Source organism: Paraburkholderia megapolitana, assembly GCF_007556815.1.
In the GTDB taxonomy this organism is placed as follows: Bacteria; Pseudomonadota; Gammaproteobacteria; order Burkholderiales; family Burkholderiaceae; genus Paraburkholderia; species Paraburkholderia megapolitana.
The window spans coordinates 3,254,082-3,277,870 of the sequence record NZ_CP041745.1 but is presented as its reverse complement, the minus strand read 5'-3'; the positions used below and the strand labels follow the sequence as shown (position 1 = coordinate 3,277,870).

26 protein-coding genes are annotated in these 23,789 nt (G+C 63.2%); 17 read left to right on the top strand and 9 right to left on the bottom strand.

The window, feature by feature from the left end:
* Window positions 1-19: 19 nt before the first annotated feature.
* Window positions 20-844 (top strand): enoyl-CoA hydratase, encoded by an 825-nt coding sequence (locus FNZ07_RS27915; protein ID WP_091011507.1) that lies wholly within the window; start codon window positions 20-22, stop codon window positions 842-844.
* Between the two features lie 17 nt (window positions 845-861).
* Here the strand turns inward: FNZ07_RS27915 and FNZ07_RS27910 are convergent, their stop codons facing one another.
* The gene (locus FNZ07_RS27910) at window positions 862-1,749 is read right to left on the bottom strand and encodes an alpha/beta hydrolase (RefSeq protein WP_091011508.1); all 888 of its coding nucleotides are present in this window, start codon (window positions 1,747-1,749) and stop codon (window positions 862-864) included.
* Window positions 1,750-2,000: 251 nt separating this feature from the next.
* On the opposite strand from FNZ07_RS27910, the gene FNZ07_RS27905 reads away from it, so the two are divergent.
* The 6 genes from FNZ07_RS27905 to FNZ07_RS27880 all read left to right on the top strand — a co-directional run bounded on the left by FNZ07_RS27905 (window position 2,001) and on the right by FNZ07_RS27880 (window position 8,476).
* On the top strand, window positions 2,001-3,035 hold the full coding sequence (locus tag FNZ07_RS27905) for a methionine ABC transporter ATP-binding protein (RefSeq protein ID WP_091011509.1): 1,035 nt from the start codon (window positions 2,001-2,003) through the stop codon (window positions 3,033-3,035).
* Window positions 3,025-3,678, top strand: coding sequence for a methionine ABC transporter permease (locus tag FNZ07_RS27900; RefSeq protein WP_091011650.1), 654 nt, complete (start codon window positions 3,025-3,027; stop codon window positions 3,676-3,678). The genes FNZ07_RS27905 and FNZ07_RS27900 overlap by 11 nt, the downstream gene beginning before the upstream one ends.
* Window positions 3,679-3,737: 59 nt before the next feature.
* Window positions 3,738-4,541 carry a MetQ/NlpA family ABC transporter substrate-binding protein gene (locus FNZ07_RS27895; RefSeq protein ID WP_091011510.1) on the top strand — a complete coding sequence of 268 codons (804 nt, stop codon included), beginning with the start codon at window positions 3,738-3,740 and terminating at the stop codon, window positions 4,539-4,541.
* 271 nt (window positions 4,542-4,812) lie between these two features.
* A complete protein-coding gene (locus tag FNZ07_RS27890) occupies window positions 4,813-5,562 on the top strand; it encodes an electron transfer flavoprotein subunit beta/FixA family protein (protein ID WP_091011511.1) in 750 nt (249 codons plus the stop codon).
* Between the two features lie 13 nt (window positions 5,563-5,575).
* The gene (locus FNZ07_RS27885; protein WP_091011512.1) at window positions 5,576-6,508 is read left to right on the top strand and encodes an electron transfer flavoprotein subunit alpha/FixB family protein; all 933 of its coding nucleotides are present in this window, start codon (window positions 5,576-5,578) and stop codon (window positions 6,506-6,508) included.
* 180 nt (window positions 6,509-6,688) lie between these two features.
* Window positions 6,689-8,476 (top strand): acyl-CoA dehydrogenase, encoded by a 1,788-nt coding sequence (locus tag FNZ07_RS27880; RefSeq protein ID WP_091011513.1) that lies wholly within the window; start codon window positions 6,689-6,691, stop codon window positions 8,474-8,476.
* Between the two features lie 141 nt (window positions 8,477-8,617).
* Here the strand turns inward: FNZ07_RS27880 and FNZ07_RS27875 are convergent, their stop codons facing one another.
* Complete coding sequence (locus FNZ07_RS27875) at window positions 8,618-9,904, bottom strand: D-amino acid dehydrogenase (protein WP_091011514.1); 1,287 nt, start codon at window positions 9,902-9,904, stop codon at window positions 8,618-8,620.
* Between the two features lie 158 nt (window positions 9,905-10,062).
* On the opposite strand from FNZ07_RS27875, the gene FNZ07_RS27870 reads away from it, so the two are divergent.
* Both FNZ07_RS27870 and FNZ07_RS27865 read left to right on the top strand, forming a co-directional pair.
* Complete coding sequence (locus tag FNZ07_RS27870) at window positions 10,063-10,551, top strand: Lrp/AsnC ligand binding domain-containing protein (RefSeq protein ID WP_091011515.1); 489 nt, start codon at window positions 10,063-10,065, stop codon at window positions 10,549-10,551.
* 99 nt (window positions 10,552-10,650) lie between these two features.
* On the top strand, window positions 10,651-11,823 hold the full coding sequence (locus tag FNZ07_RS27865) for a PA0069 family radical SAM protein (protein WP_091011516.1): 1,173 nt from the start codon (window positions 10,651-10,653) through the stop codon (window positions 11,821-11,823).
* 10 nt (window positions 11,824-11,833) lie between these two features.
* On the opposite strand, the gene FNZ07_RS27860 is transcribed toward FNZ07_RS27865, so the two are convergent.
* Window positions 11,834-12,301 carry an NINE protein gene (locus FNZ07_RS27860; protein WP_091011517.1) on the bottom strand — a complete coding sequence of 156 codons (468 nt, stop codon included), beginning with the start codon at window positions 12,299-12,301 and terminating at the stop codon, window positions 11,834-11,836.
* A 299-nt stretch (window positions 12,302-12,600) separates the two neighbouring features.
* Between FNZ07_RS27860 and rpsP the strand changes: the two genes are divergently transcribed.
* The 6 genes from rpsP (at window position 12,601) to FNZ07_RS27830 (ending at window position 16,920) form a co-directional block, all read left to right on the top strand.
* A complete protein-coding gene (gene rpsP / locus FNZ07_RS27855) occupies window positions 12,601-12,855 on the top strand; it encodes a 30S ribosomal protein S16 (protein WP_091011518.1) in 255 nt (84 codons plus the stop codon).
* Window positions 12,856-12,982: 127 nt separating this feature from the next.
* On the top strand, window positions 12,983-13,711 hold the full coding sequence (gene rimM / locus FNZ07_RS27850) for a ribosome maturation factor RimM (protein WP_091011519.1): 729 nt from the start codon (window positions 12,983-12,985) through the stop codon (window positions 13,709-13,711).
* A 36-nt stretch (window positions 13,712-13,747) separates the two neighbouring features.
* Window positions 13,748-14,515, top strand: a complete 768-nt coding sequence (gene trmD, locus FNZ07_RS27845; protein WP_091011520.1) for a tRNA (guanosine(37)-N1)-methyltransferase TrmD — start codon at window positions 13,748-13,750, stop codon at window positions 14,513-14,515.
* A 167-nt stretch (window positions 14,516-14,682) separates the two neighbouring features.
* Window positions 14,683-15,069: a 50S ribosomal protein L19 gene (rplS, locus tag FNZ07_RS27840; RefSeq protein WP_091011521.1), complete on the top strand. Its 387-nt coding sequence runs from the start codon at window positions 14,683-14,685 to the stop codon at window positions 15,067-15,069.
* A gap of 103 nt (window positions 15,070-15,172) precedes the next feature.
* On the top strand, window positions 15,173-15,853 hold the full coding sequence (locus FNZ07_RS27835) for a CoA pyrophosphatase (RefSeq protein ID WP_091011522.1): 681 nt from the start codon (window positions 15,173-15,175) through the stop codon (window positions 15,851-15,853).
* A gap of 128 nt (window positions 15,854-15,981) precedes the next feature.
* Window positions 15,982-16,920 carry a CobD/CbiB family protein gene (locus FNZ07_RS27830; RefSeq protein ID WP_091011523.1) on the top strand — a complete coding sequence of 313 codons (939 nt, stop codon included), beginning with the start codon at window positions 15,982-15,984 and terminating at the stop codon, window positions 16,918-16,920.
* A gap of 121 nt (window positions 16,921-17,041) precedes the next feature.
* Here the strand turns inward: FNZ07_RS27830 and FNZ07_RS27825 are convergent, their stop codons facing one another.
* From FNZ07_RS27825 to FNZ07_RS27815, 3 genes are read right to left on the bottom strand one after another with little or no spacing between them, the layout of a single operon-like run.
* The gene (locus FNZ07_RS27825; RefSeq protein WP_091011651.1) at window positions 17,042-17,362 is read right to left on the bottom strand and encodes a putative signal transducing protein; all 321 of its coding nucleotides are present in this window, start codon (window positions 17,360-17,362) and stop codon (window positions 17,042-17,044) included.
* A gap of 44 nt (window positions 17,363-17,406) precedes the next feature.
* A complete protein-coding gene (rsgA, locus tag FNZ07_RS27820; protein WP_091011524.1) occupies window positions 17,407-18,342 on the bottom strand; it encodes a ribosome small subunit-dependent GTPase A in 936 nt (311 codons plus the stop codon).
* Window positions 18,339-19,598 (bottom strand): M48 family metallopeptidase, encoded by a 1,260-nt coding sequence (locus FNZ07_RS27815; RefSeq protein ID WP_091011525.1) that lies wholly within the window; start codon window positions 19,596-19,598, stop codon window positions 18,339-18,341. Before FNZ07_RS27815 ends, rsgA begins: the two co-directional genes overlap by 4 nt.
* Window positions 19,599-19,741: 143 nt before the next feature.
* Between FNZ07_RS27815 and orn the strand changes: the two genes are divergently transcribed.
* Window positions 19,742-20,377 carry an oligoribonuclease gene (orn, locus tag FNZ07_RS27810; protein ID WP_091011526.1) on the top strand — a complete coding sequence of 212 codons (636 nt, stop codon included), beginning with the start codon at window positions 19,742-19,744 and terminating at the stop codon, window positions 20,375-20,377.
* Window positions 20,378-20,398: 21 nt separating this feature from the next.
* Here the strand turns inward: orn and mog are convergent, their stop codons facing one another.
* A complete protein-coding gene (gene mog, locus FNZ07_RS27805) occupies window positions 20,399-21,019 on the bottom strand; it encodes a molybdopterin adenylyltransferase (protein ID WP_091011527.1) in 621 nt (206 codons plus the stop codon).
* Window positions 21,000-21,611, bottom strand: a complete 612-nt coding sequence (yjgA, locus tag FNZ07_RS27800; RefSeq protein WP_091011528.1) for a ribosome biogenesis factor YjgA — start codon at window positions 21,609-21,611, stop codon at window positions 21,000-21,002. The genes mog and yjgA overlap by 20 nt, the downstream gene beginning before the upstream one ends.
* Window positions 21,612-21,837: 226 nt before the next feature.
* Here yjgA and pmbA point away from each other — a divergent pair, with 226 nt between their 5' ends.
* Window positions 21,838-23,208 (top strand): metalloprotease PmbA, encoded by a 1,371-nt coding sequence (pmbA, locus tag FNZ07_RS27795; protein WP_091011529.1) that lies wholly within the window; start codon window positions 21,838-21,840, stop codon window positions 23,206-23,208.
* Window positions 23,209-23,260: 52 nt separating this feature from the next.
* On the opposite strand, the gene FNZ07_RS27790 is transcribed toward pmbA, so the two are convergent.
* Window positions 23,261-23,764, bottom strand: coding sequence for a dihydrofolate reductase (locus tag FNZ07_RS27790; RefSeq protein ID WP_091011530.1), 504 nt, complete (start codon window positions 23,762-23,764; stop codon window positions 23,261-23,263).
* Window positions 23,765-23,789 lie beyond the last annotated feature (25 nt).

Here is a 23,789-nt window from a genome sequence, read left to right as displayed (position 1 = left end):
CTACGCAAAGGAGCGCGTGATGAGCGGTACTTCGCAGATTCCCGTGTCAGACAAAACCGGTCGCGCGTCACTCGTCGACGTTAAGCACCATGCGTATGGCGTGCGCGATCTGGTCTGCCTGACGCTGAACCGGCCCGATGCGTTCAATGCGCTGTCGGAAGCGCTGCTCGACGAACTGCAAACACAGCTCGCCTCGCTCGAACATTCGGATGCGCGCGTAGTCGTGATCGCCGGCGCGGGTCGCGCGTTTTGTGCGGGGCACGACCTGAAGGAAATGCGGGCGGCGCCATCGGCCGGCTACTACGAGGCGCTCTTCGCGCGCTGCACGAAGATGATGCTGACTGTCCAGCGTCTGCCGCAGCCGGTCATCGCACGGGTGCATGGCGTCGCGACCGCGGCGGGTTGCCAGCTCGTCGCGATGTGCGATCTCGCCGTCGCAGCCGATTCGGCGCGCTTCGCAGTATCGGGCGTCAACCTCGGGCTGTTCTGCGCGACACCGTCGGTGCCGCTGTCGCGCAACCTGTCGCGCAAGGCGGCGCTCGAAATGCTGCTGACCGGCGACTTCATCGATGCGCAACGCGCGCTACAGCAAGGACTCGTCAACCGCGTCGTGCCGCTCGACGAACTCGACGCAGCAGTCGCCGCGCTAGCCTCGAGCATCTGCGCGAAACCGCGCGAGGCCGTGCGCGCGGGGAAAGGGCTCTTTTACCGCCAGCTCGAAATGGGCATCGATGCCGCGTATCAGCTTGCTGGCCAGACGATGGCCTGCAACATGATGGATGCCTCCGCGCTCGAAGGCGTGCAGGCGTTCATCGACAAACGCCCGCCCGACTGGCAGCGCTGAACCGACGCACTTCAACTTCACACAGCGCGCTTCACTATCCATTCGATCAACGCATCGATCACCTGCGTGCGATCGAGGTCGTTCATCGTCTCGTGATAGCTCCCCTCGTACAGCGTGAGCGTCTTGTCGGGCGAGCCGGCCTGCGTGCCGAACGTACGGCTGCCATCGGGTTCGGTGAGCTTGTCGCGCGTGCCGTGATAGACGAGCAGCGGTAGCCGCAAACCGGCCCGGCCGCGTTCGATGCGCGTCATCGCGAGCAGGATTTCGGCGCCGGTGCGTGCGGGCACCGCGCCGTGATGGACGAGCAGATCGTGCCGGTTGTTGTCGACGACGGCCGGGTTGCGCGACAGAAGCGCCGCGTCGATCTTGAGGGCCGGAAAACGCGGCCATACGCGACTGATAATCCGGCTTAGCCCGATCATCCAGCGCGGCACGTCGCGGCCCGGGGCGAGCGCCGGGCTCGACAGGATCAAGCCGGAAAAACGGCGGCCGCGAGTCGCAGCCCGTTCGATCGCGTACAGCGCCGCGATCTCGCCGCCCATGCTGTGCCCCATCAGGAAGAGCGGTGCGCTGCTGCGGGCCGCGGCGTCGAGCAACGCATCGGCGTCCTGCAGATAATCGTCGAATCGCTCGACCCACACGCGCAAGCCGGGCGCGCGGCCGTGACCGCGCAGATCGACGGCGAACAGTTCGATGCCGGCCGCGTTCAGCCGTTGCGCCAGCGCCGTATAGCGTCCCGCATGCTCCGCGAGACCGTGTACCAGCGCGACGGTCGCGCGCGGCGACGTCACGGGCCAGCGGTACAGGGGCAGCTCGATACCGTCGCCGGTCACGACGTTCGATACGTCAGGCGCCTTACCGGCCGTAGGCACGGCAGCGGCGGCAACAGACTGGGGTGTCTCCATGGGGCGGGGGTCTCCGTCGTGGTTGTTCTGAGATTCGCCCGATCATAGTGGCTGCGGCGAAGCGGGCGTACAGATGATGACCGCGGGTGTCCTCTAATGCTCTCCCGTTATGAAAAGATCGGAATTGATTATTAAGGGAAATGTCGACGCTGCGGTAAAATCGCCAGCCATCCTCTATCAAGGCGGCGGCTGACCTTTGCGATCATCGCGACGGACGATCCGTCGTCCGGCAGACCGCCGTCCTGTTCTCAATGATCGAAATACGCAACATCTCGCAGCGTTTCGCGGGGCCCCGCGGTTGGGTCGAAGCGCTGCACAACGTCAATCTGTCCATTCCGCAGGGCGAAGTGTTCGGCATCATCGGACGCAGTGGCGCGGGCAAAAGCACGCTCGTGCGGACGATCAACCTGCTGACACGGCCCACCGAGGGCAATATCGTCGTCGACGGCCGCGATCTGACGACGCTGCCCGCCGCGCAGTTGCGCGAAGCGCGGCGCGAAATCGGCATGATCTTCCAGCATTTCAACCTGCTGTCGTCGCGCACGGTTTACGGCAACGTCGCGTTGCCGCTCGAACTGGCCGGCATGTCGGCGGCCGAGATCAAGGCGACCGTCTTGCCGCTGCTCGACCTGGTTGGTCTTTCGGCGCAGCAGGATCGCTATCCGGCGCAGATCAGCGGCGGCCAGAAGCAGCGTGTCGGCATCGCGCGGGCGCTGGCGAGCAAGCCGAAGGTGCTGCTCTCCGACGAAGCGACCTCTGCGCTCGATCCGGAAACCACGCGCTCGATTCTCGATCTGCTCAAGCGCATCAACCGCGAATTCGGTTTGACCGTCGTGCTGATCACGCACCAGATGGACGTGATCAAGCAGGTCTGCGATCGCGTCGCGGTGCTCGATGCGGGGCGTGTCGTCGAGGAAGGCAAGGTCATCGATGTGTTCCTGCAGCCGCACCACGAAGTGACGCGCGCGCTGATCGGCGATGTGATCGCGCAGGAACTGCCGCCAGCGATGAAGGCGCGCGTAGCCGAGCGTCTCAAGACCGGCAGCGGTCATCTGTTGCGTCTCGCGTTCACGGGCTCGGGCGTCGATCAACCGATCCTGTCGGAAACGATCCGTCGCTACGAACTGGACTTCAACATCCTGCACGGCCAGATCGACGAGATTCAGGGCCAGGCGTTCGGCTCGCTCGCGGTGCTGGCGGGCGGCGAGCCGCTGAAAGTCGCGCAGGCGATAGCGTTTTTGCGCGAACAGGGTGTGGTGGTCGAGGAGCTTTCGTATGTTGAGTGAAATGTTCGATATGTTCGTGCAGTCGTTCTGGGAAACGCTCGTGATGGTGGGCATTTCCGGTGCGGTCGGCGCGCTCGCCGGTGTGCCGCTTGGCGTGCTGCTGTATCTGACCGACCGCCAGGGCGTGCTGCAGAACATCGCGGTGAATCGCGTGATGGGTATCGTGGTCAATGCAGTGCGTTCGACGCCGTTCATCATCCTGCTGGTGGCGGTGATTCCGTTCACGCGGCTCGTCGTGGGCTCGTCGATCGGCACAGCCGCTGCTGTCGTGCCGCTGACGATCGCCGCCGCACCGTTTATCGCGCGGCTAGTCGAGACGGCGTTGCGCGAAGTGGACCGCGGGCTCATCGAAGCCGCTCAGGCAATGGGCGCGACAACCTCGCAGATCGTGTTCAAGGTGCTGTTGCCGGAGTCGCTGCCTGGCGTCGTCGCGGGTCTGACGATCACCTTCGTTTCGCTGGTTGGCTACTCGGCGATGGCCGGGGCGATCGGCGGCGGCGGGTTGGGCGATCTGGGTATCCGCTACGGTTATCAGCGCTTCCTGCCGGAAGTGATGCTGACGGTCGTCGTGATCCTGATCGTGTTCGTACAGTTGGTGCAGTCGTTCGGGGATTGGCTCGTGCGTCGTTTGAGCCATAAATAACAAGGGTTGTGTTGCGATTCGCTCGATAACCCGTTCAACGAGAATCATAAAGGTCGGTCATGCAACGTCGTTTCATTGTCAGGCTCGCGGCCGCGCTCGGCGCCGCGTCGCTGTTCACCGTTTTCGCCACGCCGGCCCAGGCCGATGACACCATCAAGGTCGGCGTCACCGGCGGCCCGCACGCGCAACTGATGGAAGTGGTGAAAGGCGTCGCCGCGAAGAACGGCCTGAACATCAAGATCGTCGAATTCTCCGACTACGTGCAACCGAACGCCGCGCTCGCCGCCGGCGACCTCGATGCAAACAGCTACCAGCACGAGCCCTATCTGCAGGCGCAGGTGAAGGACCGCGGCTATCCGCTGATCAAGATCGCGGATACCGTCACGTTCCCGATGGGCATCTATTCGAAGAAAGTGAAGTCGCTGGCCGAACTGCAAAACGGAGCGAAGATCGCGGTACCGAACGATCCGACCAACGGCGGTCGCGCGTTGCTGCTGCTGCAGAAAAACGGTCTGCTCAAACTGCGCGCCGACGCGGGGTTGAAGGCAACACCGCTCGATATCGTCGATAACCCGAAGAAACTGAAGATCGTCGAACTCGATGCGGCGCAGATTCCGCGTTCGCTCGGCGACGTCGATGCCGCTGCAATCAACACGAACTTCGCGATGGAGGCGGGCCTGAAGCCGAAGCAGGACGCGATCGCCATCGAAGATCCGCAAGGTCCGTACGCCAACATTCTCGTGATCCGTGCGGCGGACCGCAACAAGCCGTGGGTGGCGAAATTCGTGGCCGCCTATCACTCAGCGGAAGTGAAGCAGTTCATCGAAAGCCGCTTTGGCGGTTCGGTCGTTGCTGCCTGGTGAGCATGCGTGTCGCCACGCAAATGCGGAGGCCTCGCCACCAGTTAGAGGCGTCGGTCGGAACCCGGGGTTGGCACCCGGGTTTTTTTGCGTTTAAAATAGAACGATCGTTCGCTATCGCAGTCAAGCCCACCGACCGTCCTGCCCGTTTCCTTGCCGGTGTCGTGTCAGGGCGCAATATCCTCGCAGCAAACCCACGCCACCGACTGTCTGGAAGAAGGCAGTCGTTATAATGGCCGCTGGGTTGACGTATTCGTAACTTTGGAGCGTGTGCATGAAAATCCTGGTGCCAGTCAAGAGAGTGGTCGATTACAACGTGAAGGTCCGTGTGAAGTCGGACGGCACGGGAGTCGACATTGCGAACGTGAAGATGTCGATGAACCCGTTCGACGAAATCGCGGTGGAAGAAGCGGTACGGTTGAAGGAAGCAGGCATTGCGACCGAAGTGATCGCGGTGTCGGCAGGGGTGACGCAGGCGCAGGAAACGCTGCGCACGGCGCTCGCAATCGGCGCGGACCGCGCAATCCTCATCGAATCGAATGAAGATCTGCAGCCGCTGGCCGTGGCCAAGCTGCTCAAGGCGCTGGTCGACAAGGAACAACCGCAACTGGTGATCCTCGGCAAGCAGGCCATCGACGACGATTCGAACCAGACCGGCCAGATGCTCGCCGCGCTGGCGAATCTGCCGCAGGCTACGTTTGCATCGAAGGTCGTCGTTGCCGACGGCAAGGCGACGGTGTCGCGCGAAGTCGACGGCGGTGCGGAAACGCTGTCGCTGAAGCTGCCGGCCGTTGTCACGACCGATCTGCGCCTGAATGAGCCGCGCTACGTGACGCTGCCGAACATCATGAAGGCGAAGAAAAAGCCGCTCGAAATCGTCAAGCCGGAAGACCTCGGTGTCGACGTGACGCCGCGCCTGAAGACGCTGAAAGTGGTCGAGCCGCCCAAGCGCAGCGCTGGTGTGAAGGTGCCCGACGTGAAGACGCTGGTCGAGAAGCTGAAGACCGAAGCCAAGGTGCTGTGAGGAGACCGACAACATGACGAATCTTGTAATTGCAGAACACGACAGCGCATCGATCAAGCCCGCGACGCTGAACACGATTGCAGCGGCGCAGAAGATCGGCGGCGATATTCACGTGCTGGTAGCGGGCCACAACGCGCAGGGCGCGGCCGATGCAGCGGCGAAGATCGCCGGGGTATCGAAGGTGCTGCTGGCCGATGCGCCGCAACTGGAAGCGGGCCTTGCAGAGAACGTCGAAGCGACGGTCGTCGGTATCGCGAAGGCTTATACGCACATCCTTGCACCGGCTACCCCCTACGGCAAGAACATTGCTCCGCGCGTTGCAGCGAAGCTCGACGTTGCGCAGATCAGCGACATCACCGCGGTAGACAGCGCCGACACGTTCGAGCGTCCGATCTACGCAGGTAACGCCATCGCAACGGTCCAATCCACCGATCCGATCAAGGTCATTACGGTCCGTACGACCGGTTTCGACCCGGTTGCGGCCGAAGGCGGCAGCGCATCGGTCGAGAAGATCGACGCAGCAGCGGATTCCGGCCTTTCGGAATTCGTTAGCCGTGAAGTGACGAAGCTTGATCGTCCTGAACTGACCTCGGCAAGCATCATCGTGTCGGGCGGCCGTGGGCTTGGCAGCGGCGAGAACTACACGAAGGTGCTCGAGCCGCTCGCGGACAAGCTGAACGCGGCGCTCGGCGCTTCGCGTGCAGCCGTCGATGCAGGCTTCGTGCCGAACGACTACCAGGTCGGACAGACCGGCAAGATCGTCGCGCCGCAGCTGTATATCGCGGTGGGCATCTCTGGCGCGATCCAGCATCTGGCTGGGATGAAGGACTCGAAGGTCATCGTGGCAATCAACAAGGACCCGGAAGCGCCGATTTTCAGCGTCGCCGATTACGGTCTGGTGGGAGATCTGTTCACGGTTGTGCCGGAGCTCGTTGGCGAGCTTTGAGGGTCGACTGCGCGCCCAGCGGGTGCGCACGGATCGACGCCGACGCCGGCTAGCGCTGAATAGCACTAGACAACGCCGCGCAACAGGTGTCCGGCAGTAACCGAAGGGGCGCAGGACCTGAAGTCCCGCGCCCCTTTTTATATCGCTCAGCTACAACATTCAGGCAGGAGGAGAACTGACATGTACAACGCGCCCATCCGAGACATGCTGTTCGTCATGAAGGAACTGGCCGGTCTCGAAGACATCGCGGCGTTGCCCGGATTCGAAGATGCGAACCTCGAGACCGCTCAGGCCGTACTCGAAGAATCCGCACGATTCTGCGGCGAAGTTCTGGCGCCGCTGAATGTGGAAGGCGACCGCAATCCGAGTAGCTGGCGCGACGGCAAGGTTACGGCGACGCCGGGTTTTGCCGACGCGTTCCGCCAGTTCGCTGAAGGCGGCTGGCAAGGCGTTCAGCACCCAATCGATTACGAAGGGCAGGGTCTGCCGAAGCTGATCGCGACGCCTTGCGTCGAGATGCTCAACGCATCGAACCTGTCGTTTGCACTGTGTCCGCTCTTGACCGACGGCGCGATCGAAGCGCTGCTCACCGCTGGCACCGAAGAACAGAAACAGGCGTACGTGCCGAAGCTGATCTCCGGCGAGTGGACCGGTACGATGAATCTCACCGAGCCGCAGGCCGGCTCCGATCTCGCGCTGGTGCGTACGCGCGCGGAGCCGACCGGCGACGGCGCATACAGGATCTTCGGCACGAAGATCTTCATCACGTGGGGCGAGCACGACATGGCGAAGAACATCGCCCATCTCGTGCTGGCACGCACACCCGGCGCGCCCGAAGGCGTCAAAGGCATTTCGCTTTTCATCGTGCCGAAGTTTCTTGTCAATGCGGACGGCTCGCTCGGCGAGCGCAACGACGTACATTGCGTGTCGATCGAACACAAGCTCGGTATCAAGGCGAGTCCGACGGCGGTTCTGCAGTTCGGCGACCACGGCGGCGCGCTCGGCCATCTGATCGGCGAAGAGAATCGCGGCCTCGAGTACATGTTCATCATGATGAACGCGGCGCGTTTCGCGGTCGGGTTGCAGGGCGTCAGCGTATCGGATCGCGCGTATCAGCAGGCGGTCGCGTATGCGAAGGAGCGTGTGCAGAGCCGTCCGGTCGACGGGTCGGCGAAGCAGTCGGTGGCGATCATCCAGCATCCGGACGTGCGCCGCATGCTGTCGACCATGCGCGGCCTGACCGAAGCTTCGCGCGCTCTCGCCTACGTTGCTGCCGCTCATTGCGACATCGCGCACCGGCATCCCGACGAAGCGAAGCGGGCCGAGCATCAGGCGATCTATGAATTCCTCGTGCCGATCGTCAAGGGCTGGAGCACCGAGCTGTCGATCGATGTGACGAGCCTCGGCGTGCAGGTGCACGGCGGCATGGGCTTCATCGAAGAGACGGGTGCAGCACAGTACTATCGCGACGCGCGCATCCTGCCGATCTACGAAGGCACGACTGCTATCCAGGCAAACGATCTGATCGGCCGCAAGACGGTGCGCGACGGCGGCGCGGTCGCGAAAGCGCTACTGGCCGGCATTGCGCAGACGGTCGAGCAACTCGGTCAACAGCAGGGTTCCGCGTTTGCTTCGATGCAGCGGCACCTCGCGCAGGGGCAGCGTTCGCTCGAGGCAGCGGTGCACTTTGTCGTAGAGAACACGCGACGCGATCCGAACGCGGTGTTTGCCGGCAGCGTGCCTTATCTGAAGCTTGCGGGTATCGTGCTGGGCGGCTGGCAGATGGCGCGTGCGCTGCTCGTGGCCGCGCAAAAACAGGCCGACGATCCGTCGTTCTACGGCGCGAAGATCGCGACGGCGCAGTTCTTTGCGGAGCATGTGTTGTCGCAGGCAAGCGCATTCGAAGCGGCGATTGTCAGTGCGAAGGGTGGTGAAGGGGTGCTGGCGTTGTCGGAGGATCAGTTCTGATCGTGCGTTGCGAACCGCTCGCCGCGGGCATGACGCAGGAATAGATAAACTGACCCGGCAAAACAAACGGCGCCTTCAAGGCGCCGTTTGTTCTCTCAGGTGAACTAGGTCAAGCACGGCAAAAAGCCGTCGCTACAAGTATCAAGCGTAAGCCGGGCGATGCGTGCCGCCAGTTTCACCAAGGTAGCGATGCACCGACAGATCTCCCGATTGAATAGCCGGCTGCTTGCCGGAGATCAGATCGGCGAGCAACTGGCCCGAACCGCACGACATCGTCCAGCCGAGCGTACCGTGCCCGGTATTCAGGAACAGGTTCGACACAGGAGTGCGACCGACGATCGGCGTGCCGTCCGGCGTCATCGGGCGCAGGCCGGTCCAGAAGGTGGCCTTCGACGTATCGCCGCCGCCCGGGAACAGATCGTTCACGCACATTTCGAGCGTCTCGCGACGCGCCTGGCGCAATGTCTTGTCGAAGCCGACGATCTCCGCCATGCCGCCCACACGGATGCGGTCGTCGAAGCGCGTGATCGCGATCTTGTAGGTCTCGTCGAGCACGGTCGAGACCGGCGCCGCGGCCGCGTTCACGATCGGTGCGGTGATCGAGTAACCCTTGAGCGGATACACCGGAATCTTGACGATGCTGGACAAGAACTTCGTCGAGTAGGAGCCAAGCGCGACGACGAACGAATCGGCGAGCACCAGTTCGCTGCCGCACTGCACGCCAGCGATGCGTCCACCTGCCATCGCGAGTGCGTCGATCGGTGTGTTGTAGCGGAATTTCACGCCGAGCTCTTCGGCCATTGCAGCAAGACGCGTGGTGAACAGCTGGCAGTCGCCGGTTTCGTCGCCCGGCAGCCGCAGGCCGCCCGTCAGCTTGTGCGAAACCGCGGCGAGCGCCGGTTCGGCGCGTGCCAGTTCGTCCGGCGACAGCAATTCGTACGGCACGTTTGCTTCCTGAAGTACGGCGATGTCTTTCGCCGCGCCATCGAGCTGCTGCTGGCTGCGGAACACCTGCAGCGTGCCGCCCGTACGGCCTTCGTACTGGATGCCGGTCTCGGCGCGCAGCGCCTGCAGACAATCGCGGCTGTATTCGGCGAGACGGACCATGCGGCCTTTGTTCACCGCATAGCGCGCGGACGTGCAGTTCTGCAGCATCTGCCACATCCATTGCAGCTGGAACTGCGTGCCATCTAGACGAATGGCGAGCGGCGCGTGCTTCTGGAACATCCACTTGACGGCTTTCAGCGGCACGCCAGGTGCCGCCCACGGTGCCGCGTAGCCCGGCGAGATCTGGCCGGCATTGGCAAAACTGGTTTCGAGCGCTGGGCCCGCTTCGCGATCGATAACGGTCACTTCGTGACCGGCGCGTGCTAGATAATAGGCGCTCGTCACCCCGACGACACCGCTTCCCAAAATGACAACCCGCATAGCTGCTCCAGAGAGGTCGAAAGGCCCTGGCGCTCGTGGAATCGGTCAGTACATTCGATTAACGAGGTGTTACGCGAGTGGCCCAGTGTTAACCGCTATACTATTGATCGTTCACTAGGTTTTGTTATTGTATTTTTGCGAATTTCAGTAAAAACACGATGAGAACACAACGTCAACCGATCCGCGCACTCGACAAGCTCGATCACCGCATCCTCAAGCTTCTGCAGCAGGATGGCCGCATGGCGATGAAAGATCTCGCGGAGCAGGTGGGGCTTTCAGTCACGCCATGCATCGAGCGCGTGAAGCGGATGGAGCGCGACGGTGTGATCACCGGCTATTACGCGCGCCTGAATCCCGCCGAACTCGGTGCGGCGCTGCTGGTGTTCGTCGAGATCACGCTCGACCACAAGAGCGGCAACATGTTCGACCAGTTTCGCCGCGAGGTGCAGAAGATCCCCGAGGTGCTCGAATGCCATCTCGTCTCCGGCGATTTCGACTATCTGATCAAGGCGCGCATCGGTGAGATGGCCGACTACCGCAAGCTGCTTGGCGACATCCTGTTGCAATTGCCCGGCGCGGTGCAGTCGAAGAGCTATGTGGTGATGGAAGAAATCAAGGAATCGCTGGCGATCGCAGTGGGCGAATAGCGGTCGGCACGGGACGTTTTTTGCGTTGCATCGGCGCTCGACAAACCGTGTAAACACTGTATATTTGTACAGTATTGATGCCGTTTGCCGCGCCCAGCCATGTCCGCTTCCGATTCCGATTCCGACGCCGATTTCAATCCCGACCGCGAATTTCCGATCGCACCGCCTGCGCCCCGCAAGGGCCGCGGCGCGGTGACGAACCTGCAGGGCCGCTACGAAGTCGACCAGCGCGAAACCGTCGACGATGGCTGGGCGTCAAACCCCGACGAAGACGGCGAGCCTAGGGCCCTGCGCACGCAGGTGTTCGAGGAAAAGGCGAAAAGCATCCTCACGCGCAATGCGTCGCCGGATATCCCGTTCAACGTCTCGCTGAACCCGTATCGCGGCTGCGAACACGGCTGCATCTACTGCTTTGCGCGGCCGACACACAGTTATCTCGGGCTGTCGCCGGGGCTCGATTTCGAAAGCCGTATCTACGCAAAGATCAACGCGCCCGAACTGCTCGAGCGCGAGATGTCGAAGAAGTCCTATGTGCCGGAGCCAATCGCGCTTGGCGTCAATACCGACGCATGGCAACCGGTCGAGCGCGACTTGCGGCTCACGCGCCGCATCATCCAGGTGCTGCACGATCGCGGCCAGCCGTTCGCTGCGATTACGAAGTCATCGTTGATCGAACGCGATCTCGATCTGCTCGCGCCGATGGCCGCGCGCGGGCAGGTGATGGCTGCCATTACGATCACGACGCTCGATGCCGATATCGCGCGCACGCTCGAACCGCGCGCGGCAACGCCGGCGCGTCGGTTGCGTACGATCCGGACGTTGAGCGAAGCGGGGGTGCCGGTCGGGGTGAGCATTGCGCCGGTCATTCCGTTCGTGACGGAGCCCGACATGGAGCGCGTGCTCGAAGCCTGCGCGGAAGCGGGTGCGACGAACGCTAGCTATATCGTGCTACGGCTGCCGTGGGAAGTCGCGCCGCTGTTCAAGGACTGGCTGACCGCGCACTTTCCGGATCGAGCCGACCGTGTGATGAGCCGGGTGCGCGACATGCGGGGCGGCAAGGACTACGACTCGTCGTTTGCGAGCCGGATGAAAGGCGAGGGCCTGTGGGCTGATCTGCTGCGGCAGCGCTTTTACAATGCGGCGCGTCGTCTTGGGTTGAACCGGCGGGATCGCGGCATTCTCGACATGTCGCATTTCCAGCACGTCGAGCAAAAGCCGGCACCGCGGGCCGCACCGGACAAACCCGCGAGCCCGCAACTGGATCTGTTCTAGCCGCGCTGCCTTACTGCGAGAGGGACTTGGCCGCTTCGACCTGCGATTCGAAATAAGTCTGGAACGACAGAGCCAGCCCGGTCATCAGCAGGAAGGCGCCGATCAGCAGCGAAAAAATCACGATGAAGATGACCGTCCAGCCCGAACGGCTGTGCCGTCCGGTCTGCGCGTTGAACTGCGCATCCCATTTGTCATCCGGGCGCAGGCCATAGACGATCGCTGCGAGGAACGCGGACAGCAGCGATATCGCGCCAGGTACGGCGAGAAACCAGCCCAGCATCGAGGCCCGCTCGGTCGCAACCAGCAGCAGGACACCCGGGATACCGAGCAGCGTGCCGACCACGTGCAGCCAGCCATACGGATCGCGCGGGCTATACAGATAGAAGCGATGCGCACCGAGCGTGCCGAAGAAGAAGGCAAGCGCGGCGGTGGCCGTTTTGGAGCGGAAGCGCGGGGAAGTCGAAGCGGCGGTGGACATGGGAAGGGCGACAGGCTGCGGAAAGATGCGGCGCGCTTGCGCGCGGGCCGACGCGCATTCTACGCTGCGTGAGCACCGGCGGTCACGCGGCGCTGTGCCGCACAGGCCCCAGGTTCGACGTGGGTTTCGCGCCCAGGGAACCTTTCATCAGAAGATTTTGTGGCACCGGAATGCCGCGACTGTGTGGTCCGTGCGACTGGGCGTGCCAGTTTATCCCCGTAAGTGTTTGTTATGGCGTTGGTTTCGGGCTATAATCTCGCGTTTAGTGGTTCTGAACCCCGGTTTTCAAGGATTCCAGTATGGTCATCATCCGCTTGGCTCGTGGCGGCTCGAAGAAGCGCCCGTTCTACAACATCGTCGCAACCGATTCGCGTAACCGTCGTGACGGCCGCTTCATCGAACGCGTTGGTTTCTACAACCCGGTCGCTACGAAGGGCGAATCGCTGCGTATCGCTCAAGATCGCCTGACGTACTGGCAAGGCGTTGGCGCCCAGCTGTCGCCGACGGTCGAGCGTCTCGTGAAGCAAGCGCAACAGGCACAACCGGCTGCGTGATGGCGGCAGGTAATTGCATCGGCGGCATGGTCCGGCGGTGCGATGTACTCGGTGATGCGCGAAAGCAAGCGCGGCTACGGTTTCGTGGCACGCCTGCCTTCGCGCAATAAGTTTTTGAGGTCGGTCCATGTCAGCGCCTGATTCCAGCGGCTCCGGTCGCGCGAAAGCGCCTGCATCGGCATCCGAGGCTCCGTTTGGCGCGTTTGTTCGCAAGCCGTCGAAAGCCGCTGCACCCGCCGCACCGAACGCCAGTCCCGATGCCGGTCCCGATACGCAGCCTATGCGTGTCGAATCGCCGGAAAGCTGGCCGGCCGACGCCGTTGAAGTAGGCGCGATCGTCGATGCTTACGGTCTCAAAGGTTGGGTCAAGGTGGCCGCGCATGCGGACGCCGGGCACGGCGGCGATGCGCTGCTGAGCGCGAAGCGCTGGTGGCTGCTCAAGGGCCGCGATGCGAATCCGGAGCGCAGGTCGACGCCGGTGCTGCAGGCGAAGATCCATTCCGACAGTATCGTTGCGCATCTGGCCGGTGTAGATGGTCGCGACGCTGCAGCCGCCATGCGCGGCTGTCGTGTTTATGTGAGCCGCAGCGAGTTTCCCTCGCTCGAAACCGACGAGTTTTACTGGGTCGACCTGCTTGGTCTGGATGTGGTCAACGTTGCCGGGGTTGCACTCGGCAAGGTCGCCGACATGATCGACAACGGCGCCCATTCGGTGCTGCGTGTCGAGTACCCGGCAACCGGCAAGGATGGAAAGCCGGTCAACGGCGAACGGCTCATTCCGTTCGTCGGTGTGTACGTCAAGCATGTGGACCAGGCGGCGAAGCAGATCACAGTCGACTGGGAAGCCGATTACTGAACCCATTAGCAAGCGTTCGCTGAAACGGAGAGAGCGATGCAGTTCGATGTCGTGACGCTCTTCCCCGAAATGTTCCGCGCGCTGACCGACTGGGGCATTACAAGCCGTGCGGCGAAGCAGGCGCGTTACGGGTTGCGGACCTGGAATCCACGCGATTTCACCACCGACAACTACCGTACGATCGACGACCGGCCGTATGGCGGCGGCCCCGGCATGGTGATGCTGGCCAAGCCGCTGGAAGATTCGCTCGGCGCAGCGCGCGCCGCGCAGGCGGAGCAGGGTATTGCAGGTGCGCGGGTCGTGATGATGTCGCCGCAAGGCGCGACGCTGAATCACGAAGGCGTAATGCGACTCGCTGGCGAACCGGGGTTGATCGTGCTGTGCGGTCGCTACGAAGCGATCGACCAGCGTCTGATCGACCGGTATGTCGACGAAGAAGTGAGCCTCGGCGATTTCGTGCTGTCGGGCGGCGAGTTACCCGCCATGGCCATGATGGACGCGATCGTGCGTCAGTTGCCGGGCGTGCTGAACGATGCGCAGTCGGCGGTGCAGGACAGTTTTGTCGATGGCCTGCTCGATTGCCCGCATTACACGCGGCCGGAAGAATATGACGGTGTGCGCGTGCCGGATGTGCTGCTCGGTGGCCATCACGCGGAAATCATGCTGTGGCGTCGTCGCGAATCGCTGCGCAATACGTGGCACAAACGGCCCGATCTGATCGAGCGGGCCAGAAAGAACAAGTTGTTGAGCCGTGCCGATGAGGCGTGGCTTGCAAGTCTCGCGAAGGAAGCGCCAAAGGCCTGAGGCCCTGGCGTTCCGGGCGGGAACCAGGCGGTGTCGTTCATGCGTGGACGGCGCCAGATGTGAACCCATCCTCTATCGGGGCCGTAGCCGCGCGTAACAGGTAGTCCTCTGGGCAAACCCACGCAAGGCAGGTACGAACGCCGACAAGATGGCATTAGGAGTCAGTGATGAATCTGATTGAAAAACTCGAGCAGGAAGAAATCGAGCGCGCGCTCGCAGGCAAGACCATTCCCGCATTCGCCCCCGGCGATACGGTAATCGTCAGCGTGAACGTGGTCGAAGGTACCCGCAAGCGCGTTCAGGCTTACGAAGGCGTTGTCATTGCGAAGCGTAATCGTGGCCTCAACTCGTCGTTCATCGTCCGCAAGATTTCGTCGGGCGAAGGCGTCGAGCGTACGTTCCAGACTTACTCGCCGCTGCTGGCGAGCATCGTCGTGAAGCGTCGCGGCGATGTGCGTCGTGCAAAGCTGTACTATCTGCGCGACCGTTCGGGCAAGTCGGCCCGGATCAAGGAAAAGCTCGTGTCGAAAGACCGCGCGGCTTCCCAGGAGTAAAAGCTGTAAGAAAAAGCACCCGTTACGGGTGCTTTTTTGTTTGGCGAGGCAAAATGTCGGTTATCCCGTCGATGTCCCACATTTGCCTGCGCCGAGAATCCCGTTGATCCGTCCAGTTTTCGAACCCGAAACCCTGCCTGTCGTGGCCACCGGTGGCGATCTGCCCGCCGTGGCGCCCGCGCGTCTGACGCCTGACACCCTGCGGGCCCGTTTCGAACAGCGGCTGAGTTGGAACCCCGAGCAGGCCGAGGTGCGTTGGGTCGAAGGTACCGATCCGCGTGTGGCGGCCGTGCTGGTGCCGCTCGTGGTCCGCGAGGGCGGCCTGACTGTTTTGCTGACGCAGCGTGCCGATCATCTGAACGATCACGCAGGCCAGGTCAGCTTCCCCGGCGGCCGCGAAGAGCCGCACGATACCGATGCCACCGCGACCGCGTTGCGCGAAGCGCAGGAAGAGGTCGGACTCGATCCGGCGCGCGTGGAAATTCTCGGTACGCTGCCCGATTACATGACCGGTACCGGCTTTCGCGTGACGCCCGTGGTCGGCCTCGTGCATCCGCCGTTTACCGTCGAAGCCGATACGCTCGAGGTCGCCGAAATCTTCGAAGTGCCGCTCGCTTTCCTGATGGACCCCGCGCATCACGAGGTGCGTCTGTTCCGTTGGGAAGGCAACGAACGCCGTTTCTTCGCGATGCCGTATCCGCGCCCCAACGGGGGCGCGGACTATTTCATCTGGGGCGCGACGGCGGGCATGCTGCGCAATTTCTATCGTTTTCTGATGGCGTAATTTCATGGCGTAGCTCGCGCGTGGCCGGGACGGACGTTGTACGTTTGTAAAGCCGCCGTTCAGCGGCATCCGACCCTGTGCTATCGTTACAACACAACTGTAAAAACTCGAATGGCACGGCGCATCGCATGACTTTTTTCTCCGTATTGCTCGCTCTCATCGTCGAACAGATGCGCGCGCTGTCGCCGAACAATCCGGTGTCGGCGTTGCTGCAATATCACGCGGAATCGGCGGCGCGCGGATTCGATGCCGGCAAGCCGAAGCACGGCATCCTCGCGTGGCTCGTCGTCGTCCTGCCATGGACGCTCGCGGTCGGCCTCGTCTACTACGTGCTGTACCGGATCAACTTCGTGCTGGCGTTCATGTGGAACGCGGTGATCGTCTATTTCACGCTCGGCTTCCGGCAGTTCAGCCACTACTTCACCGACATCCATCTCGCGCTGAATAACGACGACGTCCCGCGCGCGCGGGAGATCCTCGCCGAATGGACCGGGATCGATACGGTCGATATGCCGGTCAGCGAGATCGTCCGGCACACGTTGATCCACGCGGTCGTCGCGTCGCATCGTCATGTGTTCGGCGTGTTCTTCTGGTTTCTCGTGCCGATCGGTCCGGCCGGCGCCGTGTTGTACCGGATCGCCGAGTATCTGGCGCGGACGTGGTCGCAGCCCGCGGTCGATCGCACCGCGGCGTTTTCGACCTTCGCGCAGCGCGCGTTTTTCGTGATCGACTGGGTACCGGCGCGGCTTACGTCACTCGGCTTTGCGATCGTCGGCAATTTCGAGGATGCAATCTATGCGTGGCGCAATCATGCGCGCCAGTGGCCCGATCCGAACGACGGCGTGCTGCTCGCCGCGGGCAGCGGTGCGCTGGGTGCACGGCTGGCGGGTCCGCTCGCGGAGCCGTCCAGTCTCGATGCGCTCGCCACCGGCGATGGTGGCCCGCTGTCGGTCGGTGACGACTGCACGCCGCGTACGCTGCAATCGGCGGTTGGGCTGGTGTGGCGCGCGGTGATCCTGTGGATGATCCTGCTGCTGATGCTGACGATCGCCGTATGGCTCGCGTAGCGTAGTAGGGCAGTGCCCGCACTAGCGGACACAAAAAAGCAGTGAGAGCGAGGCCGGCCAGACCGGCCTCGATTCTTTTCAGCGCCCGATATCGGCTTCAATACCGCGCTAACGTCGCCGCTCAGTCGCCGAGCGGATCGCGCGCCGTCCCGCATTGCCAGCACACCGTAAACTGCGCCTCCAGCGTTTCGCTGCACTGTCCACAGCGCCACGACGGCGTGCCCGCTGCCGGTCCGTGCAACGCCACGTCGATCAATCTGCGCGCCATCATTTCATCGCGTTCGTCGGTGAGCCACAGTTCTGGCGCGCATTGATCCGCGGGAATCTCGCCGAGCGCCCCGTTCAGATAACGATTGTGCAGTTCGCAGCCGATGCCGGCTGTCGCCAGCACATTGACCCAGTGCTGGCCGATCAGCAGATTCGGTGCGCGCATCAGCTTCAGCATGGAAAGGACGAGCCGTAAGGAAAACGGGAGCTGCTCAATGCTCAACGAACGATCTGACTCGCCTCGTGCACGAGCTGCGCATACAGCGCATGCCGCGTGCGCGCGATCCTGCCGTCGGCGACTGCTTCGAGTATCGCGCAGCCCGGTTCCTGCAGATGATGGCAGTTATAAAAGCGGCAATGCGCGAGCAACGGACGGAACTCGGGGAACGCGCGCTCGAGCCGTCCCTCGGTCAGGTGATGCAGGCCGAACTCCTGGAACCCCGGCGAGTCGATCAGCGCGCCGCCTTCCGGCAGCGGATAGAGCCGCGTGAACGTGGTCGTATGGCGACCGCTGTTCAGCGCCGTGGAGATCTCTCGCGTGGCGACTTCGGCGTTGGGGATCAGCAGGTTCACGAGCGTCGACTTGCCCATCCCGGACTGGCCGAGCAACAGCGTCGCATGGCCATGCAGATGCTCGGTGAGGATTGCGTGCGCCGCTTCCGGCTGCGCCTTGATCGATACCTCGACCACCGTATAACCGAGCGCCCGATAGCGTTCAAGGCGTGCGCGGGCGCCGGCCAGTTCGGCCTCCACGTCGATCTTGTTCAGAACGATCAGCGGCTTCAGCTCATGCGCCTCGGCGGCGACCAGTGCGCGGCCGAGCAGGTCTTCGCTGAAATGCGGCTCGGTGGCAAGGACGATCAGCAACTGGTCGAGATTGGCGGCGAAGAGCTTCGATTTGTACTGGTCCGAACGGTAGAGCAGGTTGCGCCGCTCGCCGATCTCGACGATCACGCCCTGATCCGCCGAAGTCCATTCGTACAGCACGCGATCGCCGACCGCGACCTCGCTGCGTTTGCCGCGCGGAAAGCACTGCATTGAGGGGCCGCCGTCGTCGGGGGTGACGAGGTAGTGGCGTCCGTGCGCGGCGACCACGAGGCCGTGTGCGCGAGCACCGGTTGCTGCCCGGGCGGGCTTCGCCGAGCGGTGCTTCATGCGTGCCGCAACAGGCGATCGATACGCTGCGACGCCGGCGGATGCGAATAGTAGAACGCGGTGTAGAGCGGGTCGGGCGTCAGCGTCGATGCGTTGTCTTCATACAGCTTGACGAGCGCGTTGACGAGATCCTTCGCGTCCGTCTGCGTGGCGGCAAACGCGTCCGCTTCGAATTCGTGTTTGCGCGAACTGAGGCTACCGAGCGGCGTCACGAAGAACAGGAACACCGGCAACGCAATGAAGAACAGCACCAGCGCGAGCCCGCTGTCGCCGCTCGTCAGCGATGGCCGCACGCCGAGCCCTTCGAAGAACCACAGGCGCTGCGACAGCCAGCCGAGCAGCGCGAGCATTGCGAGACTGATGACGAACGTGACGATCATCCGCTTGAGCACATGGCGCCGCTTGAAATGGCCGAGTTCGTGCGCGAGTACGGCTTCGATCTCGCTGCCCGACAGACGCGCGATCAGCGTATCGAAGAAGACGATCCGTTTCGACGCGCCGAAACCGGTGAAGTACGCATTGCCGTGCGCCGAGCGCCGGCTGCCGTCCATCACGAACAGTCCTTTTGCAGCAAATCCGCAGCGCTTCATCAGCGCTTCGATGCGCGAGCGCAGCGCTTCGTCTTTCAGCGGTTCGAACTTGTTGAAGATCGGAGCGATAAAGGTCGGATAGAGCACGAGCGCCAGCATCTGGAACGCGACCCAGACCACCCACGCCCAGAGCCACCACAGGCCGCCCGCCTGGTTCATGAGCCAGAGCACGACGAACAGCAGCGGAAGTCCGACGGCAGCGCCGAGCAGCACGCCCTTGATGCGATCGAAGAAGAAAAGACCTTTGCCCATCCGGTTGAAGCCGAAGCGTTCTTCGACCACGAACTGCCGGTAGTAATCGAATGGCAGGTCGATCACGCCGGTGATCGCGAGCACCGCCGCCACAAGGGCGATTTGCCCGCCATAGCCGTGCCCGAGCCAGCCGGACAGCGCCACATCGAGCGCCTGGATGCCGCCGAGCAGCGTCAGCGCAACTAGCACCGCGGCGCCCGCGACGATCTCGAGCATGCCGAGACGCGCGCGCTCGACCGTGTAGTCGGCGGCGCGCTGGTGCGCGGTCAGCGTAATCGTGGTGGAGAACTGCGCGGGCACCTGGGCGCGGTGCGCGGCGACAAAGCGGATCTGCCGCGTCGCGAGCCATAGCTTGGTGCCGACCATCAGCAGGACGGCGATCGCGAACAGGGCAGTGAAGTACAGGGTAGGCATCCGGGGGATCCGTGGTAACTATGCGAGAATTATATGTTTCTTCCTGCCAGCCGGGCGGGAGCGTTCAGGCGAACGGTGCCGGGCTGGCGCCGGCCGCCGCGTGCGTCATATTCGTCCGGTCCGGCCAACCAAGGCTGCCTCTCATGACTGACACCCTCGATCCTGCCGGCACTTCCAACGCTCCCGACGCTCCCGCGCTCGTGCGCAGCGACATGAATCTCGTCTGGCTCGACATGGAAATGACGGGGCTCGAACCCGACACCGATCGCATCATCGAGATCGCCGTCGTGGTGACGAATTCGCACCTGGACAAGCTCATCGAGGGTCCTGTGCTGGCCATTCACCAGAGCGACGAAACGCTTGCCAAAATGGACCAGTGGAACCAGAACACGCATGGCCGCTCGGGGCTGATCGACCGGGTGCGCGCGTCGACGGTGACGGAGGCGGATGCCGTCGAGCAGATCCGCACGTTTCTCGGCGCCCATGTGCCGCCGGGCAAATCGCCGATGTGCGGCAACTCGATCTGCCAGGACCGCCGCTTCATGGCCCGCTGGATGCCGGACCTCGAGCGGTTTTTCCATTACCGCAATCTCGACGTCAGCACGCTGAAGGAACTGTGCCGCCGCTGGCAACCGGCCACGTACAAGGGCTTCCAGAAGCGTGCGATGCACACGGCGCTCGCCGACATCCACGAATCGATCGACGAACTGCGCTACTACCGCGAGCATTTTCTGGTGTCGGCAGCAAGCGTACCAATCGCCGATACATCAGCAACGTAGCCGTAGCCGTAGCCGTAACGGTTAGCGTGCCGGCCGCTGGGCACTCTTCGGCCGGAACGCGGTGACGACGGCGCTATGGGTTTCCACATACGGACCGCCGATCAGATCGATGCAGTAAGGCACCGCCGCAAAGATGCCGGGCACTTTAACCGCGCCAGCTTCGTCGCGCAGACCTTCCAGCGTTTCGCGAATCGACTTCGGCTGGCCGGGCAGGTTAACGATCAGCGCGGCGCGATCCGGCGTCTCGCGGATCACGGCGACCTGCCGCGACAGGATCGCGGTGGGCACGAAATGCAGGCTGATCTGCCGCATCTGCTCGCCGAAACCCGGCATTTCCTTCGTACCGGCTGCCAGCGTCGCCTCGGGTGTCACGTCGCGGCGCGACGGGCCAGTACCGCCGGTGGTCAGCACGAGATCGCAACCCGCCTCATCGACGAGTTCAATTAGCGTAGCCGTGATGGTGGCCGCGTCGTCCTGGATCAGCCGCGTTTCGGCGCGCCACGGCGATGCGAGCGCCGTTTCCAGCCATGTCTGCAACGACGGAATCCCCTTGTCCTCGTAGATACCGGTGCTCGCCCGGTCGCTGATCGAGACCAGCCCGACGATCAATGCGCGGTCGTCGTCAGGCGCGGTCGTCGTCATGGTCGTCTTCCTTGCGATCGGCAGCGGTTTCGTCGTCTTCGTCCTGATCGGAGCCGCTCGCGGTCTTGATCCACCGGAACAACTCGCGGAAGTAACGCGGCGGCCGTGCCTGCTGCGCTTCCTTGCGGGCGTTGCGGATCAGCATGCGGCCTTCCTGCGGATCGGCGGCTGGATGCAGGCGGATGAATTCGGTGAGCGCGGCATCGTCGGCAAGCAGCTTCTCGCGCGTGCGTTCGATCCAGTGCATGCGGGCCGTTTCGGCCTTGTTGATGCCGTTGTAGGAATCCAGCGCCGTGCGCAGCGCGGCGACCTCGTCTTCGAACAGCGAGCGCATCACGCGGCCGACATACTGGATCTGGCGACGCTTGCCCTCGTGATCGGTGATGCGGCGCGCTTCGCGGACCGCTTCGTCGAGTTTTTCGGGCATTGGCATGCGCTTGAGCGCATCTTTTGGCAGGGCGACGAGCGTTTCGCCCAGTTCCTGCAGCGCGTGCATGTCGCGCTTCAGCTGCGATTTGCTGGGGCGATCATAGCCGTTGTCGTCGACGACGACAGCGGTTTCCATCGGTTGAATGCGGGTTTTGCGTGTCATAGGCCGTATTGTAGCGTGCCGGGCCGTGCAAACCGGCTGCGGAGGCATCCCGCGTACGCCGGGCGGCCGAACGAATCGCAGGTGCGTGTGCGCGGACCTTGCTATGATCGCGGGATGCGCAGCGCGGCGGCCCGGTTACTTGAGGCAGCGCCTGCAGACGGACTTCCCGACCGACCGGCTCCCGCGCCGGTCCCTGACCGAACGGCAATACAGGACGGCAACGACAATGGCAGCAGACATGGACGCCAGACAGCGTTTTTTCCCGCATACGCAGGACGAATTGAAGCAGATCGCTTCCGACATCCTTCGCCACGCGAAGTCGCTCGGTGCGAGCGACTCCGCCACGGAAATTTCGGAAGGCGATGGCCTGTCCGTGTCCGTGCGGCGCGGCGAAGTCGAGACGATCGAACACAACCGCGACAAGATGGTCGGCGTGACCGTTTTCATCGGTAACAAGCGCGGCAATGCGAGCACGTCGGATTTCTCGTCGGCGGCACTGAAGGACACGGTCGCGGCCGCGTACAACATCGCGCGCTTCACTGCCGAAGACGACTGCGCCGGTCTCGCCGAAGCCGAACTGCTGGAAACGGCGCCGCGCGATCTCGACCTGTATCACCCGTGGAATCTCACCGCCGACGAAGCCGTCGAGATCGCCCGTCGCTCTGAAGACGCCGCCTTCGCCACCAGCCCGCAGATCCGCAACACGGAGGGCGCGAGCGTGTCGGCGCAGCATTCGCAATTCGTCCTCGCCACCTCGCGCGGTTTTCTCTCGGGCTATCCGTTTTCGCGCCACTACGTCGCGTGCGCGCCGATCGCCGGCAGCGGCCGCAACATGCAGCGCGACGACTGGTACACGTCGAAGCGCAGCGCCTCCGAACTCGCCGATCCCGAAGCGATCGGCCGTTATGCGGCGCAACGCGCGCTCGCGCGGATCGGTGCCCGCGGTCTCGATACGCGCAAGGTGCCGGTGCTGTTCGAAGCGCCGCTCGCGGCCGGCCTGCTCGGTGCGTTCGTGCAGGCGACGAGCGGCGGCGCGCTGTATCGCAAGACCTCGTTTCTCGTCGACAGCCTCGGCACACCGGTGTTCGCGCCGCACATCCAGATCGTCGAAGATCCGCATGTCGCGCGCGCGATGGGCAGCGCTCCGTTCGACGAAGAAGGCGTGCGCACGAAGCAGCGTTCGGTCGTGAAGGATGGCGTCGTCGAGGGCTATTTCCTGTCGACCTACTCGGCGCGCAAGCTCGGCATGCAAACCACCGGCAATGCAGGCGGCTCGCACAACCTGTCGATGGCGAGCACGCAGACGCGTCCCGAAGACGACTTCGAAGCGATGCTGAAAAAGCTCGGCACGGGTCTGTTGCTGACCGAACTGATGGGGCAGGGCGTCAACTACGTGACTGGCGACTACTCGCGCGGCGCGTCGGGGTTCTGGGTCGAGAACGGCAAGATCCAGTATCCGGTCGAAGAGATCACGGTGGCGAGCACGCTGCAGGAGATGTTCCGGCACATCGTCGCGATCGGTTCCGATACGCTTGTGCGCGGTACCAAGCAGATCGGTTCGGTGCTGATCGAGCGGATGACGATCGCTGGGCAATAGGCTGCGTCGCTACTAACAAAAACGCCGCGAAACGCAGGTTTCGCGGCGTTTTTTATTGCCAGCCCTTGCGGCGATAAGTGACGAACGCGTAGTCGAAGTCGTTCGGTGCGTGTGCACGATGTGTTTCGTGTGCGACTTCTTCCCAGTCTTGCGGATCGGGAGCAGGAAACGTTGCGTCGCCGTCGAAGTCGGCGGAGATTTCGGTGATGATCAGCTTGTCGGCCTGTTGCAGGCCCTGCGCATACAGTTGCGCGCCACCGATCAGAAACGCTTCGGGCGCGTGATCGGTTGCCGCGAGTGCGAGCGCGTCGGCGAGCGTCGTTGCCGTATCGCAACCGTTAAAGCGCCGCGCGGCGTCGCGCGTGACGACGATGTTGCGTCGTCCCGGCAGCGCCCGACCGATCGATTCGTGCGTCTTGCGGCCCATGATGATCGGCGCACCCATGGTGGTGCGCTTGAAGAACGCGAGATCTTCGGGCAGCCGCCAGGGCAGCTGGTTATCGCGGCCGATCACGCCGTTACGTGCGCGCGCAACGATCAGGGTAAGCGTTGTCATCGAAAAGGCGGGAGTAGTCATCGGG

Bases quoted from the DNA above. Each gene is read 5' to 3' on its own strand.
- FNZ07_RS27915 (WP_091011507.1), top strand. From the start codon at position 20: ATGAGCGGTACTTCGCAGATTCCCGTGTCAGACAAAACCGGTCGCGCG.
- FNZ07_RS27910 (WP_091011508.1), bottom strand. From the start codon at position 1,749: ATGGAGACACCCCAGTCTGTTGCCGCCGCTGCCGTGCCTACGGCCGGT.
- FNZ07_RS27905 (WP_091011509.1), top strand. From the start codon at position 2,001: ATGATCGAAATACGCAACATCTCGCAGCGTTTCGCGGGGCCCCGCGGT.
- FNZ07_RS27900 (WP_091011650.1), top strand. From the start codon at position 3,025: ATGTTGAGTGAAATGTTCGATATGTTCGTGCAGTCGTTCTGGGAAACG.
- FNZ07_RS27895 (WP_091011510.1), top strand. From the start codon at position 3,738: ATGCAACGTCGTTTCATTGTCAGGCTCGCGGCCGCGCTCGGCGCCGCG.
- FNZ07_RS27890 (WP_091011511.1), top strand. From the start codon at position 4,813: ATGAAAATCCTGGTGCCAGTCAAGAGAGTGGTCGATTACAACGTGAAG.
- FNZ07_RS27885 (WP_091011512.1), top strand. From the start codon at position 5,576: ATGACGAATCTTGTAATTGCAGAACACGACAGCGCATCGATCAAGCCC.
- FNZ07_RS27880 (WP_091011513.1), top strand. From the start codon at position 6,689: ATGTACAACGCGCCCATCCGAGACATGCTGTTCGTCATGAAGGAACTG.
- FNZ07_RS27875 (WP_091011514.1), bottom strand. From the start codon at position 9,904: ATGCGGGTTGTCATTTTGGGAAGCGGTGTCGTCGGGGTGACGAGCGCC.
- FNZ07_RS27870 (WP_091011515.1), top strand. From the start codon at position 10,063: ATGAGAACACAACGTCAACCGATCCGCGCACTCGACAAGCTCGATCAC.
- FNZ07_RS27865 (WP_091011516.1), top strand. From the start codon at position 10,651: ATGTCCGCTTCCGATTCCGATTCCGACGCCGATTTCAATCCCGACCGC.
- FNZ07_RS27860 (WP_091011517.1), bottom strand. From the start codon at position 12,301: ATGTCCACCGCCGCTTCGACTTCCCCGCGCTTCCGCTCCAAAACGGCC.
- rpsP (WP_091011518.1), top strand. From the start codon at position 12,601: ATGGTCATCATCCGCTTGGCTCGTGGCGGCTCGAAGAAGCGCCCGTTC.
- rimM (WP_091011519.1), top strand. From the start codon at position 12,983: ATGTCAGCGCCTGATTCCAGCGGCTCCGGTCGCGCGAAAGCGCCTGCA.
- trmD (WP_091011520.1), top strand. From the start codon at position 13,748: ATGCAGTTCGATGTCGTGACGCTCTTCCCCGAAATGTTCCGCGCGCTG.
- rplS (WP_091011521.1), top strand. From the start codon at position 14,683: ATGAATCTGATTGAAAAACTCGAGCAGGAAGAAATCGAGCGCGCGCTC.
- FNZ07_RS27830 (WP_091011523.1), top strand. From the start codon at position 15,982: ATGACTTTTTTCTCCGTATTGCTCGCTCTCATCGTCGAACAGATGCGC.
- rsgA (WP_091011524.1), bottom strand. From the start codon at position 18,342: ATGAAGCACCGCTCGGCGAAGCCCGCCCGGGCAGCAACCGGTGCTCGC.
- FNZ07_RS27815 (WP_091011525.1), bottom strand. From the start codon at position 19,598: ATGCCTACCCTGTACTTCACTGCCCTGTTCGCGATCGCCGTCCTGCTG.
- orn (WP_091011526.1), top strand. From the start codon at position 19,742: ATGACTGACACCCTCGATCCTGCCGGCACTTCCAACGCTCCCGACGCT.
- mog (WP_091011527.1), bottom strand. From the start codon at position 21,019: ATGACGACGACCGCGCCTGACGACGACCGCGCATTGATCGTCGGGCTG.
- yjgA (WP_091011528.1), bottom strand. From the start codon at position 21,611: ATGACACGCAAAACCCGCATTCAACCGATGGAAACCGCTGTCGTCGTC.
- pmbA (WP_091011529.1), top strand. From the start codon at position 21,838: ATGGCAGCAGACATGGACGCCAGACAGCGTTTTTTCCCGCATACGCAG.
- FNZ07_RS27790 (WP_091011530.1), bottom strand. From the start codon at position 23,764: ATGACAACGCTTACCCTGATCGTTGCGCGCGCACGTAACGGCGTGATC.